This window comes from Paenibacillus paludis, assembly GCF_042610515.1.
GTDB lineage: Bacteria > Bacillota > Bacilli > Paenibacillales > Paenibacillaceae > Paenibacillus_AQ.
Genome location: NZ_JBGJZP010000006.1, coordinates 369,353 through 393,466, shown reverse-complemented (window position 1 = coordinate 393,466; position 24,114 = coordinate 369,353). Strand labels below are relative to the sequence as shown.

General features: G+C 43.9%; 26 protein-coding genes and 1 pseudogene. 8 read left to right on the top strand and 19 right to left on the bottom strand.

Going from position 1 to position 24,114, the window contains the following annotated elements; translation table 11 throughout:
• Window positions 1-141: 141 nt before the first annotated feature.
• Window positions 142-462 carry a hypothetical protein gene (locus ACAN56_RS14680; protein ID WP_379143708.1) on the top strand — a complete coding sequence of 107 codons (321 nt, stop codon included), beginning with the start codon at window positions 142-144 and terminating at the stop codon, window positions 460-462.
• Window positions 463-598: 136 nt separating this feature from the next.
• Here the strand turns inward: ACAN56_RS14680 and ACAN56_RS14675 are convergent, their stop codons facing one another.
• Window positions 599-1,270, bottom strand: a complete 672-nt coding sequence (locus ACAN56_RS14675; protein ID WP_379143706.1) for a stalk domain-containing protein — start codon at window positions 1,268-1,270, stop codon at window positions 599-601.
• Window positions 1,271-1,393: 123 nt separating this feature from the next.
• Here ACAN56_RS14675 and ACAN56_RS14670 point away from each other — a divergent pair, with 123 nt between their 5' ends.
• The 3 genes from ACAN56_RS14670 to ACAN56_RS14660 all read left to right on the top strand — a co-directional run bounded on the left by ACAN56_RS14670 (window position 1,394) and on the right by ACAN56_RS14660 (window position 3,830).
• Window positions 1,394-1,588: a hypothetical protein gene (locus ACAN56_RS14670; protein WP_379143704.1), complete on the top strand. Its 195-nt coding sequence runs from the start codon at window positions 1,394-1,396 to the stop codon at window positions 1,586-1,588.
• A 247-nt stretch (window positions 1,589-1,835) separates the two neighbouring features.
• Window positions 1,836-2,921, top strand: coding sequence for a hypothetical protein (locus ACAN56_RS14665; RefSeq protein ID WP_379143702.1), 1,086 nt, complete (start codon window positions 1,836-1,838; stop codon window positions 2,919-2,921).
• Window positions 2,922-3,092: 171 nt separating this feature from the next.
• Window positions 3,093-3,830 (top strand): thermonuclease family protein, encoded by a 738-nt coding sequence (locus ACAN56_RS14660; RefSeq protein ID WP_379143700.1) that lies wholly within the window; start codon window positions 3,093-3,095, stop codon window positions 3,828-3,830.
• Window positions 3,831-3,869: 39 nt separating this feature from the next.
• Here ACAN56_RS14660 and ACAN56_RS14655 read toward each other — a convergent pair whose 3' ends face one another.
• Window positions 3,870-4,349, bottom strand: coding sequence for a YhjD family protein (locus ACAN56_RS14655; protein WP_379143698.1), 480 nt, complete (start codon window positions 4,347-4,349; stop codon window positions 3,870-3,872).
• A gap of 289 nt (window positions 4,350-4,638) precedes the next feature.
• Window positions 4,639-4,836 carry a hypothetical protein gene (locus ACAN56_RS14650; protein ID WP_379143696.1) on the bottom strand — a complete coding sequence of 66 codons (198 nt, stop codon included), beginning with the start codon at window positions 4,834-4,836 and terminating at the stop codon, window positions 4,639-4,641.
• 191 nt (window positions 4,837-5,027) lie between these two features.
• Here ACAN56_RS14650 and ACAN56_RS14645 point away from each other — a divergent pair, with 191 nt between their 5' ends.
• The 3 genes and pseudogenes from ACAN56_RS14645 to ACAN56_RS14635 all read left to right on the top strand — a co-directional run.
• Window positions 5,028-5,297: a hypothetical protein gene (locus ACAN56_RS14645; RefSeq protein WP_379143694.1), complete on the top strand. Its 270-nt coding sequence runs from the start codon at window positions 5,028-5,030 to the stop codon at window positions 5,295-5,297.
• Window positions 5,298-5,553: 256 nt separating this feature from the next.
• Window positions 5,554-6,483 (top strand): tyrosine-type recombinase/integrase, encoded by a 930-nt coding sequence (locus ACAN56_RS14640; RefSeq protein WP_379143692.1) that lies wholly within the window; start codon window positions 5,554-5,556, stop codon window positions 6,481-6,483.
• A gap of 22 nt (window positions 6,484-6,505) precedes the next feature.
• A pseudogene (locus tag ACAN56_RS14635) lies at window positions 6,506-6,625 on the top strand (ATP-dependent DNA ligase); the annotation flags it as partial.
• Window positions 6,626-6,670: 45 nt separating this feature from the next.
• On the opposite strand, the gene ACAN56_RS14630 reads toward ACAN56_RS14635, so the two are convergent.
• The 4 genes from ACAN56_RS14630 to ACAN56_RS14615 form a co-directional block, all read right to left on the bottom strand.
• Complete coding sequence (locus ACAN56_RS14630; protein WP_379143690.1) at window positions 6,671-7,441, bottom strand: homing endonuclease associated repeat-containing protein; 771 nt, start codon at window positions 7,439-7,441, stop codon at window positions 6,671-6,673.
• Between the two features lie 4 nt (window positions 7,442-7,445).
• Window positions 7,446-7,676: a hypothetical protein gene (locus tag ACAN56_RS14625; RefSeq protein WP_379143688.1), complete on the bottom strand. Its 231-nt coding sequence runs from the start codon at window positions 7,674-7,676 to the stop codon at window positions 7,446-7,448.
• Between the two features lie 3 nt (window positions 7,677-7,679).
• Window positions 7,680-8,312: a restriction endonuclease gene (locus tag ACAN56_RS14620; RefSeq protein ID WP_379143809.1), complete on the bottom strand. Its 633-nt coding sequence runs from the start codon at window positions 8,310-8,312 to the stop codon at window positions 7,680-7,682.
• Between the two features lie 250 nt (window positions 8,313-8,562).
• Window positions 8,563-9,456, bottom strand: a complete 894-nt coding sequence (locus tag ACAN56_RS14615; RefSeq protein ID WP_379143686.1) for a ran-binding protein 10 — start codon at window positions 9,454-9,456, stop codon at window positions 8,563-8,565.
• Between the two features lie 510 nt (window positions 9,457-9,966).
• On the opposite strand from ACAN56_RS14615, the gene ACAN56_RS14610 reads away from it, so the two are divergent.
• Complete coding sequence (locus ACAN56_RS14610; RefSeq protein ID WP_379143684.1) at window positions 9,967-10,698, top strand: metallophosphoesterase family protein; 732 nt, start codon at window positions 9,967-9,969, stop codon at window positions 10,696-10,698.
• 341 nt (window positions 10,699-11,039) lie between these two features.
• Here the strand turns inward: ACAN56_RS14610 and ACAN56_RS14605 are convergent, their stop codons facing one another.
• The 12 genes from ACAN56_RS14605 to ACAN56_RS14550 all read right to left on the bottom strand — a co-directional run bounded on the left by ACAN56_RS14605 (window position 11,040) and on the right by ACAN56_RS14550 (window position 24,053).
• Window positions 11,040-11,642 carry a suppressor of fused domain protein gene (locus tag ACAN56_RS14605; RefSeq protein ID WP_379143682.1) on the bottom strand — a complete coding sequence of 201 codons (603 nt, stop codon included), beginning with the start codon at window positions 11,640-11,642 and terminating at the stop codon, window positions 11,040-11,042.
• Between the two features lie 198 nt (window positions 11,643-11,840).
• On the bottom strand, window positions 11,841-12,221 hold the full coding sequence (locus tag ACAN56_RS14600; protein WP_379143680.1) for a hypothetical protein: 381 nt from the start codon (window positions 12,219-12,221) through the stop codon (window positions 11,841-11,843).
• 366 nt (window positions 12,222-12,587) lie between these two features.
• Window positions 12,588-13,457, bottom strand: coding sequence for a hypothetical protein (locus ACAN56_RS14595; protein WP_379143678.1), 870 nt, complete (start codon window positions 13,455-13,457; stop codon window positions 12,588-12,590).
• A gap of 448 nt (window positions 13,458-13,905) precedes the next feature.
• Window positions 13,906-14,424, bottom strand: coding sequence for a histidine phosphatase family protein (locus tag ACAN56_RS14590; protein ID WP_379143807.1), 519 nt, complete (start codon window positions 14,422-14,424; stop codon window positions 13,906-13,908).
• A gap of 724 nt (window positions 14,425-15,148) precedes the next feature.
• On the bottom strand, window positions 15,149-15,547 hold the full coding sequence (locus tag ACAN56_RS14585; protein WP_379143805.1) for a prepilin peptidase: 399 nt from the start codon (window positions 15,545-15,547) through the stop codon (window positions 15,149-15,151).
• Window positions 15,548-15,724: 177 nt separating this feature from the next.
• Complete coding sequence (locus tag ACAN56_RS14580; RefSeq protein ID WP_379143676.1) at window positions 15,725-18,115, bottom strand: CARDB domain-containing protein; 2,391 nt, start codon at window positions 18,113-18,115, stop codon at window positions 15,725-15,727.
• An 85-nt stretch (window positions 18,116-18,200) separates the two neighbouring features.
• The gene (locus ACAN56_RS14575; RefSeq protein WP_379143674.1) at window positions 18,201-19,097 is read right to left on the bottom strand and encodes a copper amine oxidase N-terminal domain-containing protein; all 897 of its coding nucleotides are present in this window, start codon (window positions 19,095-19,097) and stop codon (window positions 18,201-18,203) included.
• Complete coding sequence (locus ACAN56_RS14570) at window positions 19,081-19,446, bottom strand: ribbon-helix-helix domain-containing protein (RefSeq protein WP_379143672.1); 366 nt, start codon at window positions 19,444-19,446, stop codon at window positions 19,081-19,083. Before ACAN56_RS14570 ends, ACAN56_RS14575 begins: the two co-directional genes overlap by 17 nt.
• A gap of 159 nt (window positions 19,447-19,605) precedes the next feature.
• Window positions 19,606-19,920 carry a type II toxin-antitoxin system PemK/MazF family toxin gene (locus tag ACAN56_RS14565; RefSeq protein ID WP_379143670.1) on the bottom strand — a complete coding sequence of 105 codons (315 nt, stop codon included), beginning with the start codon at window positions 19,918-19,920 and terminating at the stop codon, window positions 19,606-19,608.
• A gap of 29 nt (window positions 19,921-19,949) precedes the next feature.
• Window positions 19,950-20,108 carry a hypothetical protein gene (locus ACAN56_RS14560; RefSeq protein WP_342436704.1) on the bottom strand — a complete coding sequence of 53 codons (159 nt, stop codon included), beginning with the start codon at window positions 20,106-20,108 and terminating at the stop codon, window positions 19,950-19,952.
• A gap of 471 nt (window positions 20,109-20,579) precedes the next feature.
• Window positions 20,580-23,453: a hypothetical protein gene (locus tag ACAN56_RS14555; protein WP_379143668.1), complete on the bottom strand. Its 2,874-nt coding sequence runs from the start codon at window positions 23,451-23,453 to the stop codon at window positions 20,580-20,582.
• A gap of 12 nt (window positions 23,454-23,465) precedes the next feature.
• The gene (locus tag ACAN56_RS14550) at window positions 23,466-24,053 is read right to left on the bottom strand and encodes a hypothetical protein (RefSeq protein WP_379143666.1); all 588 of its coding nucleotides are present in this window, start codon (window positions 24,051-24,053) and stop codon (window positions 23,466-23,468) included.
• Window positions 24,054-24,114 lie beyond the last annotated feature (61 nt).

Genomic DNA, 24,114 nt, shown 5'->3' with positions numbered 1-24,114 from the left:
TGGGCCCTACAGGACTCGAACCTGTGACCAATCGGTTATGAGCCGACCGCTCTAACCAACTGATATAGAGGAAAGGGATAAATGCCTTAAACTCTGTTCGCGAATGGTTGGTTTTATTGGGGTTCGGGACTACAAGGTAAATTGGATTATAAAGAGTTCGTGACCAAATATGTGACCAATAAATCCTGGAGAAATCCAGGGTTTATTCACTGTTCAGGCAACTCTAACCAACTACTTACAATTACCTTAGTCAACGGAACAGAGAAAGAATATGATCTTCCGATTACTGAAGTAGATGCATTCTTAACCTGGTATGATGCCCGTGATGCAGGTAGAGGCCCTGGGATGCTTGCAATTAATAAACATAGCAACAACAAAGGCCCCTTCAAAAAGCGTAAAGATTATGTCGTATTTGATAAAATACTTACCTATGAAGTAAGTGAGTACATAGCAGCAGAATAAACAAATCAAGCCCCGTCAACCTTATAATGGTCGGCGGGGTGTGTTCTATATCCAACACTTCCGGATCCCTCTCACCGCTTAGGATTTACGGTATTTATTGTTTAAATAGTATGAAATCCGACCGGCGGAGATTTTTCTATTTATAGTACGATGTCGGCAATATTACTACATCTGCTCCCTTTTTATCTGAAAAACTCTCGAGTGAGACCACTTCGACTTCGATTTCATTTACTCCAGCAACATTTATCTCAGTAGTTGTCACTCCGGTATCAGGCTCTAGCAGAATCCCCTTCAACTCTTCTTTTGTATTCTTGTTCACAAAATGAATTTCAGCCTTATATCCTAATGCAAAAGCATCTACAACTAAGGTTTGATATTTCTTATTCGGATACAGAACAGCATTTGCTGATCCATATAGTTTCGAAGCAGCAATGACTTCTTTGTAATCCTTACCTTGGAAGTTTGAATAAGCTACATTCTTAGAAAAGCCTATATTATGTTTGAATAACGATTTTTCCTTAAACAAAGGAACTGACTTAGCTTTCTCACCAATCTGGATTGTGTTTGTTGATTTATCTACGGTTATGTTTATTTTTGTGGCTTCTGTAACTACACTTACCGGTATGTATTGTTGTCCGTTAATAACGACAGGTTTAGCTGCGTTTGCACTAGGAGCCCAATCTATTCCATTTAGCTTGTACTTCAGGGTAGAAATTGTGCCTTTCACTTCGTTTGAGGCTGCAAATGCAACTGTACTTCCTAACATCAATGAAGCAATAGCGATTATTCCTACTTTTTTCAATTTCATAAAAATCCTCCTATTAACTTTTTTTTCCTTTCTATTAAATTATCGGTTTAATAACCGAAATAGTCAATATGGCCCACATTTTTTAAACATCCGGGACTTAACTAATTTATCGGAGGTTATTCCATGCTTAAAGAACTAAAAATAGCAATTGAAAAGTGTCAGGTTGTGAGTATACATACAAAGAACGGTACAGTAGTGATGGGGACTCCAGAGAAAACATCTATGCTATCAAAGGTGAAATTGAGGAATGAGACAGGAGTAACATACATACCTTACGATGATTTAGTTCACGTGATGAGATTGATCGCATTTCCTTAAGGTCTGAATAACAGATAACCCTAAGGCACAATGAAATGAGTCCCTTAGAATCGATATTGGCTCCCCTCCGATTTATCTGATGAAATCTAAGGTAGGGATTTTAATGCCAGTCAAATGCAGTCGTCTCGTGTGATTCTCGATTACCTCGATATATCTAAAGAGGACATGTATGTATTATTTTATAAATTATGAATCTTTCATTATATGAGTTCCCTGACAATCAATAAAAACTGTAAGGAGAGAAATCATGTCCATTATTGAACTTTTACAAGTCCTACTAAAAGGTGTTTTAGTTACGCTGGGAATCTCACTAATATTGTTCCTTATCTTTTTGCCAACTATTAACCGCTTTTCTTCAGTGAGAGCTCTTTTTCGGTTAGGTCATCGAATAACAACTATGTTCATACCTGTCCTTGGTTATCTGTTTGTTCTATATGTAATTGTTATTATTGGTTACATGATTGCGGCTATGTTTTTTGATTTGCCGAACGACACCTTTACACTCGCTTATACTTTCGTTACGAAAATCTATTTATACTTTCTTCTTCTGGAATTAGGTCTTCATGGAATATCTTTTCATTTGGTTATGCATATCCATAAAGTGACTCATAAAATCCAGTACGAACGATTTGGCAGTTTATCTCAGTGGGGAACAAAAACTAGGGAATATAAAAGGAAACTGAATTGGGTGCCGATTGTTGCATCACAATTAACTCCTATAATAAAGCCTTTAGCAGCGAATCGTTCAACTTTGCAGATCCTGGCCCCAGCTGCCAACAACGGAACGGAAGAATTAGAGATTGCTGAATCACTCACTGAGCTACTTCAACGTAAAATTCGGATGCGAACCAGTGACAGTACTCCGATGAGACACCAAAAATCGGTGAATACTTCAGCAGTTGAATTCACTTACGAGCAAAGCGATGCTTTCGAGCTTACCGATAAGATTAAGGAGTTGCAAGATATCATCTATGATCCTAAAGGCATCCTTTGGTTCACTTTTGGTAAAGAAAAAAAACTGCTGCCTGCGCTTAAACTCTTTTATGATTTACTCTCTTCTGATGGGATTGTTATCATTGATGCTCCAGAAAAACAAAAGAAAAAGCAGAGAAAAAATCGGCATCGCCTTTATTTTGGATTGAAGCTCCATTATTATTGTGAGTCTTCCACCTATACTCATATTGAAAAAAGCTTTAAACCTGGATCAACTGCAAGTAAATTATTCACCTTGGAACGAGTTGAAGGTCTATCTGGCGCATATGGTATGGCTATACTTCGGAAGATTCCAGCCGAGATATCAACCAAAATGATAGCAGAAGATAACGTGGGATGATCTGGAAAACGGGGATAATTTTCTTCTAATGGGTCCCATCTGTCATAACAAAGCCCGCTAACCAAACTTTTACTGACGGGGTTATTTGTCGCCATTTAACAAATATATAGTATCATTTTCCTAATCCTGTTAATATATTCTCATAATCTAACAAAGGAGCAATACGAAGACATGTTCAAAACTAAGAGATTACTCTTTTTGCTGGTTGTTGTTTTTTTCCTATCTTCAATACCCTTCAGAAACGTAACAGCCGAGGGAACGAAGATTGAAGCAGAAGTCACTGCGGTGACGGATGGTGACACCTTTACCGTTAAAATGCCCGATGGTAAAAAGGAAAAAATCCGACTGCTGCTCGTTGATACTCCCGAGACTAAGCACCCTGACAAACCGGTTCAGCCGTACGGCCCTGAGGCGAGTGCTTATACTGCAAAGATCCTCAAGGATAAGACCGTTGAACTTGAATTTGATGTCGCGGAAAGAGACAAATATGGCCGTCTGCTAGCATACGTGTACATAGGCGACAAAATGCTAAATGAAATGCTTTTGGAAAAGGGCTATGCAAGAGTCGTAATTTATCAACCAAATGTTAAATATGTAGATGAGTTCAGAGCCATCCAGAAAAAAGCACAAGCTGCGAAATTGGGGATTTGGAGTCTTGAAGATTACGCAACTGATAAACCAAAAGCTACGCCAAAACCGACAACTAAGCCAAAGGCAACAACTAAACCAAAAGCAACAACAAAGCCATCGGCCACCAAAAAGCCAGCAGCAACACAGAAACCGACTGAAGATGTGTATTACAAAAATTGTTCTGCAGTTAGAGCAGCTGGAGCAGATCCAATCTACGCTGGCGATCCTGGTTACTCCAGAAAGCTAGATAGAGACGGCGATGGAATCGGATGCGAATAAAAAATACCCTGTCAGTTTAATCACTGACGGGGTTTCGTTTTATTTTTGTAGCTCTTTTAATGCTGCCCCAAGGTCGGCGGTATACTTGGTTAATCTTAAGCTTATCTCTGTACGCATAACATCACGGGTAAGTCCAAATCGTTCATGGTATCCCCGGCAAAATATTTTGTGATAAGAGGTAAATTCATCTTGCTCATCCGCGAAAAATTTAATATTCCGATGCTTCAACTCTTTTTGCAGTTGATAGGTATCCCGCATGATTCGGTGCTGTATAGCCTGCCCGGCCATCAAATAGGCTCGTTTAAGTACGTTGCCAGAATGCTCGATCTCCTTCAGGCTCTTGCTCACCATTGTTTCAATATGTGGCAGTAAAATGAGATCCCTGATCATCTCGCGCTCATCATTAGTGAGCATCTTACTGCCAGTGGTCTTCTCCTCTTCTTTTCGCTCATGCTCTTCTACATGTTCAGTCATTAACATTTTTGTTTTCCATCGCTCGTTACCATCTAATTTGCTCACGATATGTCCCCCCTCAATGATAAAACCAGTAATCTATGTTAGTTCCACGCCTGGCGCTCTGTGCGCCTCCCTGCGGCGCTGTATCATACGGCGTGTTACGTTCCCAGCCCTCGATAATTGCAGCCGTCTCAATGGCCTTGCCCGCTTCTCTGCAGCCAGCACTTTAAAACCTTTAATTATCTCCGCAGGCCGCCGCCCGCTCAATCGTCGCAACTCTTGGATTTTCGGCATCCTCTTGAAGTGATAGCGGAACTGCGATATTATTCGCAGCAGCTTACGCGGAGTATCATCAAGCATGCCGCCGATCCTGCACAGGATGCCACGACAAGATACTGACTTCCAGAAATACGCGAGGCGCACCCGTGGTCAGGCATGTAGCCCGGATACGGCCGTCACGGATACCGCCCACCTCAATTTTTCGCTGTGTTATCTTCCCCGCTTTGTCCAGGTATATAATTTCGATGGTCTGGCCGATACTCATTTTCATGTCATCGCCTCCAAAAAAATAAGAACGTTTGTTTGTATTATAACCGCACTAAGAATTTTTAAGCAATGGAAAATTAATCTTATGTTCTCGTATTTGTTCGGTTGTGTCACACAACCATTTATGATATATTTAATTCACAGCAAGGGATAACGGAAACCAATAAGCCGGATACACCGGATGAGGACGAAAGGATGATCAACATGGAAGATTTCGGAACAGTAACATTTGAGGGCACTACATACAACCTGAAGGCGCAAGCAGAATTCACTGGACGCCAACTCCTTGAATGGCAACAAGAAGAAGGATTCGAAGAGTTCTCCGCTCCAGCCAATGACGCTGATGGCAATGAAGCAACTGTTTACTGGGTTCTGAACATCAAGGATGACAACGGAGAAACACTAGAAGATCTGGACGGTTTGGAGTGGGAAAGTGTTGATCGGGTTGTTGTCACGGGAAAGTAGTACCGCCCCTTGAATACGTAGGTGCTGCGTGGATTGCTCGCTACCTGGGCAATACTACGCAGCAAAACGTAACCAAGACCGCAAAGGCAATGCTGGCTCCGGGTTATCGTGGTAAGGAAAAGCGATTCCCGCGTCCAGATGCGGTTGAAGAGGGGCGGCCACTATGGTTAAAGGAGCGCTGGAACTAAATCTTATGTAACCAAAACACCGCTGGCGTTATGCTGGCGGTGTTTAGATTGAGTAAAGGAGAATTACTTTGGAACTAGAAGAAGACTTCATACAATGGCTTCGTTCAGAAAATGCAGCTGCTAGTACACTCCCTTACTGGTCTTCTCGATTTCGGGAGTTCGCAAAATATTGTCGGACAGAAAGAATTGAATTTATTGATTTGAATGTGGCTATTTCTAGGAAGTACATGATTTTTTTGCTTGAGCGCCCCAATTATCAAACCGGAGGATCGCTATCCAGCGCGACCAGAGCAAAGCATTATGACTTCTTGACCTCCTTCTCACGGTTTTTAAATGAGCAAGGGATTATTAATTGTAATCTCACAGAAGGCATAAAACGTCCCAAACCCAGATATAAGGTTGTCAATAGCTTGAGTCAAGAACAACTACATGCTATACTGCAAGCCGTCAAGGAAGTGCGTTCAACTAAGAAAGCTCAAGAGAGGACAGCTCTTTTGATTTACCTCATTGCAAGTACCGGGCTTCGAGTTGGCGAAGCATTACCATTGAGGCCATCTGAATTCGATTTTCATCGGCGTATTATTACCGTTAACGGAAAAGGTGATCGCGAGCGCGAGGTTCCATTTGGTTTTGAATTGTCTTATCTCATCCAAAAATACATAGAAGAAAACGGAATGAAATTAGATTCATATTTATGGGCCACATACACCGGAAAGCCAATGACTCAATCTTCATTCAGGGGAACGTTAACAACCATTAAAAAATACATCGGCACTTCTTTGGGGATTGATCGAGTCCGTTTAAGCCCGCACACATTCCGACATACATTCGCCAAGATGTGGGTCGTTAAGGGAGGAAACACTATAGCTCTATCTAGGATTTTGGGTCATTCATCTACCAGCATGACGGACAAATATGTAAAACTTTGGGGAATAGACATGAGTTCTGCATATGATATTTGCAATCCGTGCGAAGGCTTACGGATGCCAACCTTTTAAAAACTCGCCTACAAACAAGGTAACTGGTGAGGATAAGGAGTTTGTACATCTGGAGCCTCGGCTACGTGCCAAGGTAAGAATGCGTAACTGGACCAAATCCGGCATGCTGCGGAGTCTGGTTTTTACAGAGTTTATCTTATAACAACAATAACCCGTCAGGCTTAAGGTTGACGGGTTATTTTAGATTTCAATCGGGGGTATCGTTTGAAGGTTTATGAATAAGTTCGCCCGTCAATTTGCTTTGATGATAATCGAACCCAGCTAATTCTACCGCCTCTGGCCACGATATGCCGTGTTTGTAAATAGTCGCGGCAGTCGGGGAATAGCCTGCTCGGCTATATTCAGTTGTGGTCAACATTTTTCCGGCTGAAATAAAGGTTTGACGTAGGGAATATATCATTTGATCGACCTGTAATTCTTTCGGATTGTATCGTCTATACTCAATACCAGCCGCCTGACAAGCAGCTTGAAAAGACTGATACCTCTTTAAAATGGTCATGTACGATGGCTTTAGTTTACTCTCTTTATATTGTTGTATTGTCAGAGAATCTCCGTACATTCTGGATGCTTTTTGTAACACTCTTATGATTTCTTCGTCTGTATACGCAACTTTTCCTCTTTTATTCCCACCTTCCTTATTTTTGCTGGGATTAGCCAAAAACATAACTCCCGCTAAATTACAAGCAGTCTCAAACGATCCGAATCTAGAAACAATTGCATCAGATGTTGGTTTAGATTTTGATTTATTGTATACAGCCTGGTTCACAAATCCCTTCTCTGACTCAACCTTTTTTATTTGAGCATAGATTTCATCGTTAGTATATACTTGATTAGGGCTACTTTTTAAGCCAGCAACATGCAATGCTTTTTTTAAACTACCATAACGGAGTATCGACTCCTCATTGATCTGCTGCAGTAAAAGGATGAATTCCTCTTCGGTCGCCTCTCTCATATTCATCGTATTAGCTCCTTACATTTGGCATGTATGCTCTAAATTCAAATCGTTCCCGAACGAAGTATGAGCCGGACAACTTGATGTCATCCGGGGTAAACTCCTCCACCAACCCACCATAATCCATTAAATGACCGATTGGGTCCGGATCTTCCCGGTACCAGACTGACACTCTGGATTGCGCAAGGGCAGCAGTCAGAAAGTCTGTATCGTTCTCCAGGACTTTATATGTATTATTCATGTGTTACTTCCCCTGCTGCTCAAATAAAATTCGCTTCTCTGCCTTGTAATCTTTCTTTATTACTTTATCTCCATTCATGTAGTTATCCCAGGAATCAAATATCATATGTGGGTCTCCTTCTATAATGTCCTTCGCCTTCTCGATCTGTCCCGCCTTGAACAAATCCATTATTTCTATAAGATCATTTCTGCTATGTAGTTTTACAGCGTTATGTCCCGCAAGTTCTTCGCAAGCAGTGGTATATTGATTTGAGGCTATCACCATAGACCTCTTGGCTCGGTAGTATCTCATTGAGCTATATACCTCTTGAACAGCCCCTAAGCCTACTGAGTACGAATATCGCTTCGCCTGAACTACATTCCGATATCCGTCCCGATCCGTAAAAACTAAATCCGTCCCAAAGTCTCTACTTCTCGGAGTCTTATAAGTATCTTTGTATCCCAAGGCTAAAAATAAACGATATAGATATTCCTCAAACTCCGAACCATCTTCCATTCGGTCTATATCCTGAATTGTAATTTTGAGTGGATCAATAACAGATTCCTTGGGATATCCTTTTTGTCTCTTAGTTAGAAAAACAGATACCGCAACTGCAGATACAACCACAAGTACTATTACAAGGACTACAAACTTCAGCAATACTATTCCCCCTAAAAAAATAGACCCTGCGATTATATCCGCGTGGCCCTTGATGCTTCTTTCGGATTACACTGTCGGTGCTTCCGAACCATGCAATCTAAATATAATAGATTTGGAACATTATGTATATACACTCTACATCCTTGGTAAGGAAAACTTTCCTTAAAGTAAAGAAATACCCCGCCAAAACTTGGCAGGGTACACTCCATTACAACTATCTTATCGCTACTGGAACAATGTGTAGATGCTATTCAGCAGAATATTCATCTACACTGAACGTAAGAATCTTATCGAAGATCACATAATCTTTGCGGCTTGTAAACGGACCCTTGTTATTGTTGTGCTTGTCTATTCCATAACGGGCAGATCCTGATGCTGTGTCGTACCAGTTTAAAAAGGCATTGATTTCGGACATAGGAAGATCGAATTCTTTTTCAAGACCGGTGTTCATCGTCACGACTAGGATTGCCCGCTCACCTGTCGGCTGTTCTGGAGTTGGAGACGGAGTTACTGTTGGTTCTGGTGTTGGCTCTGGCGTTGGTGAAGGTTCAACTGTCGGTGATGCTGTTGGTGTGGCTGCGGATTTCTCGAACATACCAAGCTCATGGATTGTAAGATTTACGGTATTTTTTGTTGAACCGTTATTAGCCGATATATTTAATCGATATGTCTTATATGCCACGTTATTTTCAAAACTAAATTCCTTATTCACCCCTCCAGCCCAATCCGTAATACCTGTTTGGGAATCAAGAATTACCCAATTAGTATCATCATTTGAACCTTCAAAGGTCCAGGTTTTGGGTGTAAATGTTTCTAAACCATCAATAACAGTATACTTAGAGTCGCTATAATAAATTGTGTACTTATTGATGATGATCTTTTGAGGAAATACATAGGACAACCAACCACTTGTCGAATTTGTACCCCATGCTTTCCAACCGGCACTGTCAGAATAGTATTTCATTCCGTCAAATGCCTTCCAGGCTGGCGTGCCAGAATATGAAGAGCTTGATGATGCCTTGCCAGATGGAACAGTGTTAGAAGTCATTACTGGAATTGCGCTGGCCTGTTCATCAATCGTTTCTGCTTTGATACTCGAAACAAATCCGAAAACTAGCATTAGAGATAAAATAATCGGCAAAATAAGATCGATGATATGTCACTGCCTTCCCTCTGCCGACATTACTCGGTTTCATCGGTAGTATGCAGTGATCCGACTCCCTGTTCGTCATTTGACATTCTTCCTTTTGATCGGTTGTTTGTCATACTCCCCCACCGGGAGAACAGACAGGGTCTCCCAAGTTGCAGTGGAGTCATTGTATAGCATGCCTGGCTCTACGACCCCGGGAGAGCTCATTCCTACTTGCCTTTAGCGCATGAATGAGTATGGTCTTCCGTACTTTCGACAACGTCGACCTCTCCGGTTTACTCTTTTCGAGGCTCTATCACTTTCAGGCCTACTATCTGACTGTCTACGCTTAACGTCTGAAATTACCTCCAGCCGTCCAAGACTCGCTATTGGTGGCTTGGCTTTAGCCTTTCCAAGCAGGATTTCCACCTGCTAAACTTCACAACCTATGCTTGGTCGCACCGAAAGTTGAGTTTATTATTATTAAATGGAATAATATTAATAATATGAGGAGGTTTTTTAATGGATAAAATTGCAATAATTTCGGATATTCACAGCAACCGCCTCGCGCTGGAAGCCGTGTTAGCGGATATCAAAAGCCGAGGTGTTCAACATATCGTTCAGCTTGGGGATGCAATCTACGGCCCACTTGATCCGCTTGGAACAACTGAGCTGCTAATGAGTTATCCCAATATGATACACATTATGGGCAATTGCGATCAAATTTTACTGACTGCAGCCACCGGACAACGTACGTTTGACTTTGTCAAGCCGCTGCTGACAACTGTGCATGAAACATGGCTAAGTACATTCCTCCCCACATGGACTTATAAGGATTTGTTGTTCTGCCACGGTACACCTTATTCCAATCACCATTATCTGTTGGAGGAAGTAACAGCAACAGGAGTCAAACTTAAAAACCCAGCTAAACTTCAAAAGGAGCTTACGGAATGCTCTAGTCGTTTAATCGTATGTGGGCACAGTCATATGGGACGAAGCATGTATCTGCCAGACGGAAAGTTTATCGTCAATGCTGGCAGCGTTGGCCTCCCTGCTTATGATGACGAGTTGCCCTATCCTCATCAAATGGAATCGGGTTCCCCACATGCTCGCTACTTGCTATTGGAAGGGATGGAGAGTCACTGGACAGTGTCACATATCCAGGTGCCTTACAACTGGACTGAAGCTGCACTGCTAGCTCGAATCAATGGGCGAGAGGATTATGCAATCGCCATCGAGACGGGGTACATGTGAGTTATTTCCAATCGAGTAGGGGGCTACCCATTAGTTGAGGCCGACCTCTCAGTCGAGTAGCCCGAAGGAACTTCACCTTCAGGCTCTCACAGAACCGTAAGTGAACCTCTCGATTCATACGGCTCTTATCATTCAGCCAGTTATGGTATCATTCCTAGAACCCAATGTGGAAACATATTGGGTTCTCTTTTTGCAAGTTCTTTCAGCCATTTTTCTGCTCGACTGCGATGTCCCCTGAACCTCTTGTATTTGCACATTGCCCATTTGACCAGTCTGCGGTTCAGACAGTCCATACCATCATGCCCCTTTACCCAGACAGGCTTTATTTTTGCTGCAATTGCCTACGGCCGACGGGGATCGATAATGGAATGTTCGGTTCCTGCCATGTAGGAGTCGAAGGCTTCTACTCCCTCCCGCAAAATCAGGGTGGCTTCTTGCGCAGTGACAGGTACCGCCCATATGACTCGGACAACCTCGTTGCCTATCTGAATCTCCTCCAGATCTTCGCTTTCTCCCCTCAGCTCGTCAAGGAAAAAGGCCTTCGTCGACCAGTTTGCCGGAGCAAGCCCGCTTTCCTCCATCACTCTTGGTATCCGGGAATCCTGGGATGTTTCAATATGATGCGCGATTAGATCGCATACATACGAAAGTATCCGATCGACGGACTCCCCACCTAAATCATATGTCAAAGCCATCATCCATTCCGTACCGATCGGTTGTCCATTGGAGCGGAGGGTACCGGATAACCCGACGGTCGAAAATCTCGCCACATCGTTCTCGCTTACTGCCGGAAAATAATAGATTTCCACGTTGACCGCTTTTTCGGGTTGGTTCAGGATGACCCGGTACTCTGGCATCGACCATTCTTTGATAAAGGCACCTAGGATGATCGTCCTGCGAATATCGAACGAAAGCTCTCTCTCTTTGCTTGATTCCGTAAACATGGCAAACACGCCCCCTCTTTTCTTCATGATCCGTTGGAAGATCACCCAGGATTGTTTAGTATAGCACGCGAATCTTTAGCCGGCTTCCCTAACGATATTCTGGCTGAAGCCGCAAACTTGGTGTATCGCCGCCGCCTCTTCAAAAAAAGGTGCGAAAAGCCCGTTCATTACCGGGTTTTCGCACCTTCATTCTCTTGTCTAAATCAACGCGTTGAAATGACCCTCCGAGTTCACTGTCGCCGACCGGGGATCGGTCAGACCGACGCCCCTAAGGCCTCCCTTTTCTTCAGTCCACCAAAGCGGGGGATGGTCTTGAAGCGGAGGAGCAGGTACAAAATCGACCGAGACGCTACTCCCACTTTTCTGCACCAGTTGGGCCTCCAGCAGTCGGATTTTCCGCTGCAGTTGCTCCCGCAGATAAGGAGTCTGCCTCTCTCCGCCCTGCGCTGCATTTACCTTGTCCAGCTCCATCAGCAACCGGTTCCGTTGCTTCTCCAGAGAACCGACATCGCTCTGTGTGCCGCCATAAGCCGCAATGGCCTGTACCGGGCTGATGCCTGATACTGTCTGTGCCGCCATGATCTGTCCCTCCGTTTCCTTAGCCCCATTCCGAATCCAGCCAATTCAAAAGTTCTATTCATTTCTATTACCCAGCCGTTTCCGCCATGACAACATCCGAACCACCATATCAGCAATAATCGTCGCATAGTCTCAGCCGGCCGCTTTTTCGACCATACTAAAGACCCACCGAAGACCGGCAAAAGTCCCTTATGGGTAGGCAGCATGTTGTAGCATAATGCGTTGATGGACCTGCAGCGTATAAAATTTTTGACCTTATTACTTTTTTTGAAAATAAATTACATACTCGATTACTAAATACGGCTTGCTTATCAACCGATACATTACTGGTCAGCCTTACAACTCAACGGCTGACCAGGCTTCCAATCACTTGCGCTCCAGCGTAATCTTGAATACATCGCCCGCTTCGCCGCCGAAGACGATCAAGCCGCTCTCCGGCAAAATCGCGGTACGGCTGCTGTTAGCCGCTGAAATATGAACCGGCATCCCCTTGGCATCGTAGACGGCAAATCCGCTAGACTCCGGGAGGTCAACCGTCATGGTCCGGCCGCCTGCTCCCTCGCCGATTTGGAACCAGCGCGCATGGCCCGACGCAGGGATGGTTGTGACGGAGGCTCTTCCGTTGTAGATCGACGTCACGGCCTCCTCGCTGATCAAGGTCCGACCACCAGATTGCAAATATTCAATACCTTTCTCTTGATAGAAGGTCAGGTCATATGTATCACGACCATTCATGACGGGAATTTCAGCGATGTTCACCGCATGGTTGTCATCCGTGATTATGGTTCCGTTGGCATAACCACTTCCCTCGTCTAGCTGAATCGTTTTCGATAGAGCTTGAGGCGCCAAATATAACAGCGAATTGATTTTTTCGTTTACCGCATAATATGTTTTTCCGTTGCGCTCATTCCATGCCCGCTTGGCGGAATCGTCCAGCGTATTGCCATCCAGCTTCTGCAGCTCATAATAATCGATGGGTAACTGTCCAATGCCGGCAAATTCCATGATGCTTTTGACGCGAACATAGGTATGTCCGTTGCTTTGCTCATCAAAGCTGATGATGGTACGCCCATCCTTTCCTGTAAAGGCTTGATCGCCGGTATAGAGATAGGTTTGCTCCGGGATGAGACCATTCATCATGCCGGGTAGGTTTATTTCACCATTCTCGACCGTGATGCTTAGTGTGGAGCCTACCGTCCCATATAAGCCGGAGTAGGCTTTCAGGCTGTCGGGCATCTCTTTTTTGACGGGGGCCTCGAAGGTCTTGTCCGGTTGAATGTCCGTGATTTCCCCAGCGCCCTAAAATACCCCACCAAAGGCAGGGTACCGATGCTTCCGATTCTTATAAGGCAAGTGTATTATATTTGGAACATTATGTATATGCACTCTCTAGTACAGGTGAGAAAAATTTTCCTTATAAGAAATGGACCAAATCAGGAATGTTGCGGAGTCCGGTATTTACAGAGTCTATAGTATAAAACACCCCACTAACCTCATTTGGTCGGTGGAGTGTTTGATTACTTTTCAACTATTAACTGAATAACACTCACAACAATAACAAAAGACAATAAGAGTACAGTATGTATAATTACCCATTTATTAATCTTATTTGCAGGTTCTCGATCTCGCTTCAGATTGTACATGATTATCACTCTCCAGGACTTTGTATGTAGTGTTCAAGCAATCACTCCCTATATTCTTCCCTTTTCAACATATGTAGATGAGAAGTATCGTTCAATAGACATAAGTTATTTTGCTGAAAGCCATTTTGATTTAGTATAGAAATACTACCTACTGACGCCGAAAAATATGATGCACTTAACATCTCAGGTTGAAATTTTAACCACCATGCGACTATATAAGCTAATGTCCCGCCATGAGTTACAAGCACCAAATTTTTCTTTTCTGTTTCTAAGATTCTTTCCATGACATTGCACACACGAACATAAATTTGCCGCCAAGTCTCTCCATTTTGAAATTCCTGATAATCTAAGTCAAAACAACTGCCTGTACGAGGATTTCTGTTTTCTCTGGCCCAATCCTTTGTTTTCCCTGCTGCGATCCCTGTATTGATTTCCCTAAGATCACTATCTTCATTCACTTTTAGATTTAGCTGCGCCGCTACTATTTCCGCCGTTTGTTTTGCACGAAGTAAATCTGAAGAGTAGACAGCATATTCTTCTTGTTTTAATTTATAGTTAATGGGGTATCAGTCCAACCACCTGACATATTATTAATATGATGCTCTGACTGGCAATGTTGAATAATTATTATTTCCCTCATTATAAACTCCCTTCTAATTCAAAATTGTATCAGCTAAAATGCCCCACGGTGCTTCCGCATAACCTAAATATAATTCATTTCCACATTATGTATATACACTCTATATCACTGGTAAGGGAAAATTATCCTAAGCGCAAAGAAATACCCCGCCAGTGCTGGCAGGGTACGGATCTTCTGTAGTAATGCTAAATTCAGCAAAAATAATAAATCCATCATCAATCTTTTGGATTGTGAATGGTGATTTCTATGACACGGGAACATTTAGTATTGGCGGTGGTCTAGAAGCTGGAAGTATGGCTTTTACTGCGATATTTTCATTAAATTACTCTACAAATTACTATGCGTACTTTTATAAAGACGGGAATTTTTATGCTTACTAAAAAAACTTTGAGTTAATAGGAACAAGACAGTCTTTCGATTCCATAAAAAAATCAATTTCATGACTAGTCGATTATTGAGTTCGGTCACCCCGCTGCACAAGCATTCCGGGGCGTAGCCCGACAGGTTTTGTCCGGTGAGGATAAAGACTTTGTACACCTGGAGCCCCGGCTGCGTAGTCCAGTTTTCACAGAATTTATACTATAACGAAAAAAGCCCGCCGACCAGCTATGGTTGACGGGCTTTCTGATTAGTTTTTGAGTAGGTCACAGGATAACAACAATTAACCCCAGGCTTAGAAACGGTGCCAACGGCACTGAACGGTGAACCGCTAGAGACAGCAGCCTTCTTCCCCCCAGGTATAGAAACACAAAAATACACATCAAAAATAGTACTACTACCGCTCGTTCTATACCCATACCCAATCCAATCAGCGCTACCAGTTTGACATCACCGGCTCCCAGTGATCGGGGGCTGATCATAAAGATCAGGAATAACACTATCCCTGGGATTAACCCCCATAAATATTCTGAACTACACAGAGTCCTGAATACAAACAAAAATAAAATAGCAGGATAAGTTAGTTTATTAGAAATCCGACGCTCCGTAATATCGGTGTAACTGAACCAGCAACAAAGGATGAGTAGACTTGTTGTCAGTAGCATGTTTACTATGGCCATCCTTTATACCCCTAGCTCAGGAAACATCAGTTGCAAGCCACAGAGAATTATCGCTTCCAATAGCGTGAATAAGTTAGATATCATAATTTCCTCCTTTATCAGAGCCCTCACGGTGCTCATAAGCAAAACCCCACCGCGAACGATGGGGTTAGCTACTTTATTCTAATCTGTCCGTCTCAAATTCTGCACATCATCATACATACTGCCGAAAATTTCTACTTGCTTGGTGATGCAAGTGACCAGGTTATTCATGCCAGACGGATCGGTGGAAATCTTAATCCGATAGAATCCATCGGTAGCATTGACCGAGGTCATATACTTTCGACCTTGATAAGTCTTTCCAGAATCGGATGTGATCGTCTGCAGGGGTAATTCCCAGGTAGCTGTGTTACGATTCCCACTGGTTTTCTCCAATTTGATTTTGCGTTCCATCTTCCAGTTCGGGTCGTAGAATGTGGCATAGACCTCTGCTGGACCGTAATACTGTCCTCCAATCGGATAGGCCGTCCCTTCCAAACCATCTGGGACTTTGGTTTCCCAATTCGTGTTATACACAGTCTTCACTTTTAGCTCAATCCCGTAACCGGCCCGAGTAATTCCATTTGCATTCTTCCCTGTTCTATTCGCATAAGGAATGATCTCCCAAGACCCCCGGCTCTCCCGATCTGATTCCTTTGCCCTCTTCAGATCTGTAGCAATACCTTGCTTCGTGTTTACTTCCGCTGATATGGTTAGCTTCTCATTGTAAGTGACAAGTTTATTCTCCCAGATGGGATCGCTGTAATCTGTGTAATACTCCGTATAGAACTGAGTGAGTCCATCTGCTCTGGTGTAGCTTGCAGTGTACGATTTAGTGGGATAGCCTGTAATGACCGGATAAGTTACGTTCCAATCAGCTGCTGCTTCGGGCTGGTTGCATTCGCTGCCGTTTCCGGATGCGCTGGAGGTCACGGTGCAGCCGGTAGTCGCCACATTATTACTCCGGTTCTGATCAACCTTCTCCTTTTCTGGATCTACAGAAACGGTAAGATTATGCGCTCCTGTTGAATGGCCTGTCCACTGAAAAGGTCCAACGGTCAAGCTCTGGCCAGCGGCAAAAGATTTTCTCGTTTCATAGATTTTGTTCGCATTATCAAAAAAACGAATGAGCACATTACTCTGACCATCCGCACTATTATTCTTTACTGCAGCTGTAATACTGCTCTGTCCACCCTTCTGAATCGCCGATGGGGAAGCCGTGATCGATACCGCGATCAAATCCGCTTCCGGAGCTTTGCGTTCAACGGTCCAATAACCCTGAATGGTATTGTTATGGTACGCTGCAGACGGCGATTCAAGTGCGCGGTCTGGATGATTCGGATTGTTGACGATACCGTCCACTTTGATATAGTACTTACCCGGAGCTTGTCCAATCTCTATTTTACCCAGCATGTAATTATATTCTTGGCCATTCTTAAGATTTGACGGTAAGTTCGTGAACATAGAGGGCAACGCAAACTCAGCCGTCAGTGGTCCGCCGATCTTCACGCTCGCCGTCATTGGCATTCCCCGGTTGTTTGTATAATCCGATGTAAATCCGTCAGCACCGTCATAACGGAACCTCATCCACAACTGCCCAGCTTCGGTCAGCGTCAGCTTCGTAGGAACATAATCCATTGGCTCATCCACGGCAAGCTTAACGGGTTGGATCGCTGTCCGTCCATAGCCATCATCCATGATAATGTCCACGTTCTCCCCAAGCACATCGGCAATTTCTTTGGCGCTAACAGAGATCGATCCCGCCTCTTTCTCCTGAGACGCGTTCGCCCGGATATATTTCCCATCGGTCAGACTGACAACACGGCTCAGATCGGGAAAAGCGCCTTTGGGCGCAGCGATCAGGCGGATATCCCTGTCTGTGTATCCATAACCGGTATATGAAATCGTGAGGTTCTGTCCATTCGTGACCTTAAGTTCCGGCCAGGCGCTGACCACATACATCGCACGGTTCACACCCTCACTGACCTTCTGGGTCTTGTCGAACTTGATGCCCATACGCGGAACAATCCCCGAAGTCCGCAGGAAGGGATGCCACTGCTCCAATAGGTAAAAAAATTCATGCCCTATTTTGAACACAGGATCGTTAGCATTATCACTAAAGCGTTCTTTGAAAAAGGCTCTCTGGCCAGCCGTAAGAGATTGACCACCCCACACGGCATCGAATAATCCTCCCAATGATTCCTTGCTTTTATAAACTAAACCAAACCCATTCTCCTTATTGAAATCCTCGTCAGCAGGAGTCTGCTTAACGCTGAAAGCATCGTAGTTAGAAACAATCCGAGTCTGTCCGTTTGAAAATGTGTACAACCCGGCCCATTGATGTAACTTCCATGGATTCCCTAATACATTCTTCTCTAGAGCCGGGACATAGCCATTAAATTTCCCCCCTTCTTTTCCGTAATCCCAATTAACATATTTGTTTAACATCGGTTGGCTTGAATCTGCTGCTGCAACTACTGCCAGCAGAAGTGATAAACCAAAACAAAGTACCGTTGACCACATTTTCCTCCTCATTTATTCCTCTCCTTTCATATTATGGACAACAAAAAGAGCCTGCACATGCAGACTCTTTTTGTTGTCTAACGTGATTTTATCCTGATCAGTCCAACCCCAGTGCTAACTTTTGTATCTCCGATAAAGTAGCTGACGAATTATTTACTGGGCCAATAACAATAGCATCATTGGTTACATCTCCAAACAATTGTCCCAGATCCTTGTTACCATTACTATCTAAAGCCACTACATACCCTTCCTGTTCATCACGACCCGGATATATTTGATCAATAGAGAGAAACCCTCTACCCTTGCCAATCGCATAAGTATAGGTTTTGCCAGCAACGAGATCAACGGAAGAACCATCAGCTTCATAATACTGACCATAGGCTTCCTTCGGCAGGGTAAAGGAAAGTTTCCCGTTCTCTACCTTCATATTGTTCACAAACAAGGTCTTGGCCAGCTTAATATAGCCCGGCTTCCAAGCAAAATCAGTACTGTACATGTTATTCCCGTTTGCCGTCCCCGGAGTAGGTGATGGACTAGGTGAAGGAGAGACCGTGCCGCCGCTTGCTGTCGTAATAGTCACAATCTTCGTCTGCTGGTTCCAATCCACAGCCGCCCCCAGAGCCTCGGAGACAAACCGCAAAGGAACATAGGTCCGATTCTGCTGTGCTCTTGCTGGTACATCCAGCTTATGAATGACCGTATCCACGGTCACAGTATCACTGTTCACTTTCATTACAATGTTTTTGCTGTCTTGCTTAATGGTCACGATCCGATTACTGTACCCTACAGTAGCTCCCAGCGCCTCACTCACAAAGCGAATCGGGATCATTACCCGGTTGCCTTCATCATATGGACGGGCATCCGGAAATTGAACGGTTTTACCGTTCACCTGGACCGATACAGCCATTTGAGCCGCACTACCTACACTGGCCACTATGCCGAGCATGATCACTGCTGTGAGCACACTACTTAACACTTTATGACTCCGTTTCATTCTGATCACTCCCCGTTTTCGAATTCATTCTTGCGGACATACCTTGAATTAATTGCAATAAATCCTGTACGATCCGGTGAATCTCTGCTTCGCCATTGCGGAGACCTTGCTCATTATCGAGTAGCAGCTGCCGCCACTCCGGACTCCAGAAATACTGATGCTCGTCCTGATCCAACCGATGAATCGCCTCGCGGATCGCCTCCGACCTGCTGGTCTTATGCTTCTCGCAATAACGCTCCAGGATATCTTCTGTCGTTTCATCCAGTCGTGTGGGAATGGGTTTACTTTTGGGATTAAGGGATTTGGGACGTCCCATCTGTTTGTGATCCGATGTAGAAGAAGATTGCAAAGAGATCGCCTCCGACTTTTGTTTATACATCAAATATACTGTTATGTATATTAAAAGTAAAGAAATATTTTCCAAATCCCTCTCCCCCACTCTCACCTCTCCTCCCCTACCGAAAAAAAGACAAAATAAAAAGCCCCATCTCGGCGCTTGTGAACTTGCTTATTCGTAAAACTTCCCCAATACATTTAATAAATCTTCATCATGCAGCGTTCCCAGATATTTGCCAATTTTATCGTGATGCAAAGGAACAAACTGCGAGCAGCGTGCGACGGATGGTTGACTAAGCCCGGCCCTTTGCCAATACTTAAGTACTAAATCCTTCGGATCACCTGCCCGCTCAGCATGCGATGTCACCTTAATGACGATGGATTGATTCTCCCGGGTATCCAGCACAATGCCGGGCCGCAATTTCTCAATCTCTCCATCATCAAAAGGGTACATGACAAGATACACGTCTCCACGGTTATGATTCATCAGCAGCTAAACTAATATGGTATATTAGCCTATTTCTCTCCTTTTTCACGTTTAAAATCTGCTTCAGCTTTTTGAAGGTTCGCTTCAGCAGCTGCCCACAATTCCGGGCGCATTTTATCCACTTTACGATTTGCTTCTTTCAATGGGTTAGGACTATTCATAATCAAATCGTTCTCCTCCTCATTCATTCAACATACCTCCAATCTTTGTAGAGATTATGAGTATGCTGTTAGATCAAGATTTTATACCTTATTGTCTGCATGTGTATCTATTATAACACACTGTCTAAGGTGTGAAGCGCATGTCTAGCATGTTCTCCCCTCCTTCCTATTCATTTCTCACAAGACAAGCATATCCCAATTTTCCAATCCAAACGTATTAAAAAAGTATGGATTTTGGACATTATACATAGACGGATAATCTAAGTCATCTAAATATTATTTTTTGATTTGTTCAACTCCAAGCTCTTTCGCAACTCTGAGTACCATTTCTTCTGAATCACGGGAGTGATACCCCACATGTACTTCCTTTCCAATTATAATTCCAGCCACCCTCTGGCAAAACTTCGTTAACGTTTGCAGCCATTCCTCCTCATACAAAGATAATAAAAAAAGCCGTCCGGTTATTACACCAGGCGGCTGAAATTCATTGTATTCTCATTAAATCCCCGATGCCAGCGTAAAGGTAAACTGCGAACGATACGTCCCTACACGAAGCCCTGTCTTTGCACCTGCTTGATACGTACTGTTAGCCCCCGCTGAAACCACCTCTACCTTATCCGGCACGGAAAGCATATAACTCATTGGAATCTGGTATTGTCCCATGCCCTCAAACTCTCCGGCTTTGGCGATCACCACCGGCTCGGCATTGAAGACATATTTCCCGTTTTGGCTGAGACTTACCTCCTGCCCGGCCAGTGTCTTTGAATCGGTAATATCTACACTGAGTGAACTAGCTGGCATTTTTACAACCAAGTCACTCGTGCCCTTGCTATTGTCAACTACAGGATCGCTCACAAAATCGGTGATCTTCAGACTGTAGTTCCACCCCGCGCCAGTTCCCCGACTGTCTTCAATCACTGAATTCGTCACTGAATTAATGACTTGATATTGATTCGTCGTACTGATGGTTACCGTGTCCAGCAATAATCCACTAAAGTGCGAGGAGAAGCCCCCGGACAATACAGTGAACGTGACATCCTCTGACCCTATCGGACTTCCCCAGCTCGGGTCCAACGTAGGTTGTGGACTCGCTGACGGCGTTGGTGTCACCGTAGGTGTAGGTGTTGGCTCTACCGTTGGTACCGGCGTTGGTACCGGCGTTGGCTCTACCGTTGGTACTGGCGTTGGCTCTACCGTTGGTACTGGCGTTGGCTCTACCGTCGGTGTGGGCGTTGGCTCTACCGTTGGTATTGGTGTCGGACCATTCAACGTTGCACTTGCATCTGCCAACTCTTCACCGCTTGCATTTACTACTCTGACATCAATGTTATGGCTACCCGTATTCAAGGTAACAGGTCCAGTATAGGTAGACCATGCGCCATTAGCAATTCTCACTTCGGTTTTCACACTGGATTGTGATGTTCCACTTTCGACGCTGAAAGTGCCATCTGCTTGATCGATGATTTTGGGATAGCCTGGAGTTATTGTAATTGGATCATTTATAAGTTCCATCTCTAGCAGAGGGCTGAGTACTCCACCGTTTGCGCCCGAACGAGCCTTAAACAAAACTGTACCTGCTTTTTCCAATGTTACAGGAGTCGTGTACGGAGACCAAGTCGTGCCACCGTCCACTGAAAACTCTCGCGTTGTAATAGCTGTTTCACTTCCGAAGTCAACTTTGACTACTTGTTGATTTAATTTATTCGTGGTTACGGTGCTTGTAGGTTTTTCAAGGACGACTGGGGCTACATATCCTGTAGGTGCAACAGCTGGTATCCCTGCCACCTGCACGAGATACATTACTCCATTTAACTGATGATTTACCCAGAACATGCGACCTTTGTCATCTATTACATAGGTGCTGTATCTACCTAAAGTACCCACTGTAGGAACTTCCACAAAGCCTATGAACTTGTCACCAAAGGAACTTTTTTGTTCTGTCATGTTAGGACCGTTAGTCCAACTATAAAGCTGACCATTTGTATTTATTGCTAAGATTGAGGGTTGGTTGGAAATAGTACCACCGTCTGCTATCGCAATATCCTTAACTGCAGCAACTTGGTCGGAAGCACCACGGATACGGGATGGAGTCGTTAATACTGCAGAACCGGTACCAGATATTCCTTTGTTATTCGCTCCAACGGCGTACAACTTATCATCTTGTATAAACCAGTATGTGTTTTCTTTGCTACTAAACATAGCTTTAGTAACACCAGTTGCTATTTTAATTTTTGTTGCAAATGTTTTAGCATTAGCAGATGCATTCCATACAGGAATATTGGTCCCTAAAGTATCCCAGGTAGACAGTGCTCCATTATCCAAATACAATCCTGTGTAAGTGTTCAGCTCCGTATTTTTATTTGGATAGAATCTAGCCTTTGATTTGTCTAGAGGAAGAGCAGTTAATCCAGACAATGCTGTTATTTGTTTGTCATTTGCAATTGCTGTGTCAATGGATGAGAAGGTGTATGATTTGTCATCAACCTTTAACACGTAACGTCTGAAATTACCTCTATACCAGTCGTACTTAACGGGTGGATTCGTGTTTACTATATGCTGTTTGGCAAAATTAGCGCCAGCCTCTGAAGTATCACCAAGATAAGAAACATCAACGTTCAAAGGGTCACTATACGCTGGGAAATTATCAATCGCAACCGGCTTAGCTGAGTCCAGAGACGATAATCCAAAAGAAGAGCCCACAAGATAAGCCTTAGTGTTAGTAAGAAGTACCACACCTTGCTCCGGTGCTGGAATTATTTTCTTGACGCCTAAGATAGGATCGCCTGTAGCTGGATCAACGACCTCTATGGGAATAGCTCTATCCAGCTTCTCTCCACTACCTAACTGACCTCCTGATCCTGTTCCCCAAGCCCATGTCATACCATCTTCCCCAATTGCAAAATAACTGGTGCCTGACTGATAATTAGTAGGGTTAGCTGCAATTACTGCATTTTTAACTTTTGTTTCAAATATTTTAGTTGTTGGGTATCCTTTGCTCCTGTAGATGTATCCATCCGCACCTATAAAAGGATAAGAGTTAATCTCTGTTCTACTCGCATACGTAGGAAACAGTGGAGTTTCTCCAGGCTCGAACTTCACGAAGATGGAATCTCCGTCGAGGTAGTAGACACTTCCGTTGCTAAGAGTTACTTTATTGTAAAATGCGGTTATGTTAGTGTTGTATGCAGCCTCATAAGCAGTACTATTACTTGAGAAGTTTTCCACCTTTACAATTTCATTGTACGCAGCACCTTCGACTTTGGTTGTCTCGCCGGAAATGAATAATCCGGGAACTAGCAGAACCAAAGATAATGCCAACGCTCCCCATCGTTTGTGCTTTTTAGTTGACGCTTGAGTCGATCTCGTAGTCATGCTTTCGCCTCCTTATAATCCTACCGTTGCCGTATAGGTAAATGTTGATGTATACGTACCCTGGAGTAGACCCACGTTCTGGCCGTTACTGCCCTCAATAATTTTGGGTACGTTAAGCACGTACGACACCCCGAACTGATGCGTTCCTGCCCCCTCCGAAGGGATCACCCCTACGATCCGACTGTCTTCTCCAGAGAGTACCTGGTGACTTGCTAGTTCTCCCTTTGCGGCCTTAAAATCAATAGGTGTTCCAACAACAGCATTCTTGTACTGGGTAGAGAAGGATACCGAAGATGCCGGAATGACAAAGTCAATCGCTTTTCCACTAACCATCTTCGTCAGTTTAAAATCGGTGGCCCGTAGCACAATCCCCCAACCCGCTGCAGTCCCTCTCGCATCCAATACGTTCAAATTACTGGTCGCTGCTGACGTTTGGTTTTGCTTTAAGTCCAGTGTGATATCGGTAAAGATCGGCTTCGTCTGAGTCATTTGCAGACCTGCACCAGTGACCACAACCTCCGATTCATCTGCAGCAAAGGCAGAGGAGAACGGGAGCGTTACGAGCATGGCCATCAGCATCGACATTATCCATTTTTTCATGTTTTGCTATTCCTCCTTATTTATTGTTCTGAGTCAATCAACCAAGTGAACAGGTTCTGGA

Excerpts from the sequence above, each read along its gene's own strand:
- ACAN56_RS14665 (WP_379143702.1), top strand. The coding sequence starts at position 1,836 with ATGTCCATTATTGAACTTTTACAAGTCCTACTAAAAGGTGTTTTAGTT.
- ACAN56_RS14600 (WP_379143680.1), bottom strand. The coding sequence starts at position 12,221 with ATGGCGGCACAGACAGTATCAGGCATCAGCCCGGTACAGGCCATTGCG.
- ACAN56_RS14670 (WP_379143704.1), top strand. The coding sequence starts at position 1,394 with ATGCTTAAAGAACTAAAAATAGCAATTGAAAAGTGTCAGGTTGTGAGT.
- ACAN56_RS14565 (WP_379143670.1), bottom strand. The coding sequence starts at position 19,920 with ATGAATCATAACCGTGGAGACGTGTATCTTGTCATGTACCCTTTTGAT.
- ACAN56_RS14645 (WP_379143694.1), top strand. The coding sequence starts at position 5,028 with ATGATCAACATGGAAGATTTCGGAACAGTAACATTTGAGGGCACTACA.
- ACAN56_RS14605 (WP_379143682.1), bottom strand. The coding sequence starts at position 11,642 with ATGTTTACGGAATCAAGCAAAGAGAGAGAGCTTTCGTTCGATATTCGC.
- ACAN56_RS14650 (WP_379143696.1), bottom strand. The coding sequence starts at position 4,836 with ATGAAAATGAGTATCGGCCAGACCATCGAAATTATATACCTGGACAAA.
- ACAN56_RS14580 (WP_379143676.1), bottom strand. The coding sequence starts at position 18,115 with ATGAGGAGGAAAATGTGGTCAACGGTACTTTGTTTTGGTTTATCACTT.
- ACAN56_RS14660 (WP_379143700.1), top strand. The coding sequence starts at position 3,093 with ATGTTCAAAACTAAGAGATTACTCTTTTTGCTGGTTGTTGTTTTTTTC.
- ACAN56_RS14560 (WP_342436704.1), bottom strand. The coding sequence starts at position 20,108 with ATGAATGAGGAGGAGAACGATTTGATTATGAATAGTCCTAACCCATTG.
- ACAN56_RS14575 (WP_379143674.1), bottom strand. The coding sequence starts at position 19,097 with ATGAAACGGAGTCATAAAGTGTTAAGTAGTGTGCTCACAGCAGTGATC.
- ACAN56_RS14675 (WP_379143706.1), bottom strand. The coding sequence starts at position 1,270 with ATGAAATTGAAAAAAGTAGGAATAATCGCTATTGCTTCATTGATGTTA.
- ACAN56_RS14610 (WP_379143684.1), top strand. The coding sequence starts at position 9,967 with ATGGATAAAATTGCAATAATTTCGGATATTCACAGCAACCGCCTCGCG.
- ACAN56_RS14630 (WP_379143690.1), bottom strand. The coding sequence starts at position 7,441 with ATGAATATGAGAGAGGCGACCGAAGAGGAATTCATCCTTTTACTGCAG.
- ACAN56_RS14550 (WP_379143666.1), bottom strand. The coding sequence starts at position 24,053 with ATGAAAAAATGGATAATGTCGATGCTGATGGCCATGCTCGTAACGCTC.
- ACAN56_RS14625 (WP_379143688.1), bottom strand. The coding sequence starts at position 7,676 with ATGAATAATACATATAAAGTCCTGGAGAACGATACAGACTTTCTGACT.
- ACAN56_RS14585 (WP_379143805.1), bottom strand. The coding sequence starts at position 15,547 with ATGCTACTGACAACAAGTCTACTCATCCTTTGTTGCTGGTTCAGTTAC.
- ACAN56_RS14595 (WP_379143678.1), bottom strand. The coding sequence starts at position 13,457 with ATGCCCGACAGCCTGAAAGCCTACTCCGGCTTATATGGGACGGTAGGC.
- ACAN56_RS14555 (WP_379143668.1), bottom strand. The coding sequence starts at position 23,453 with ATGACTACGAGATCGACTCAAGCGTCAACTAAAAAGCACAAACGATGG.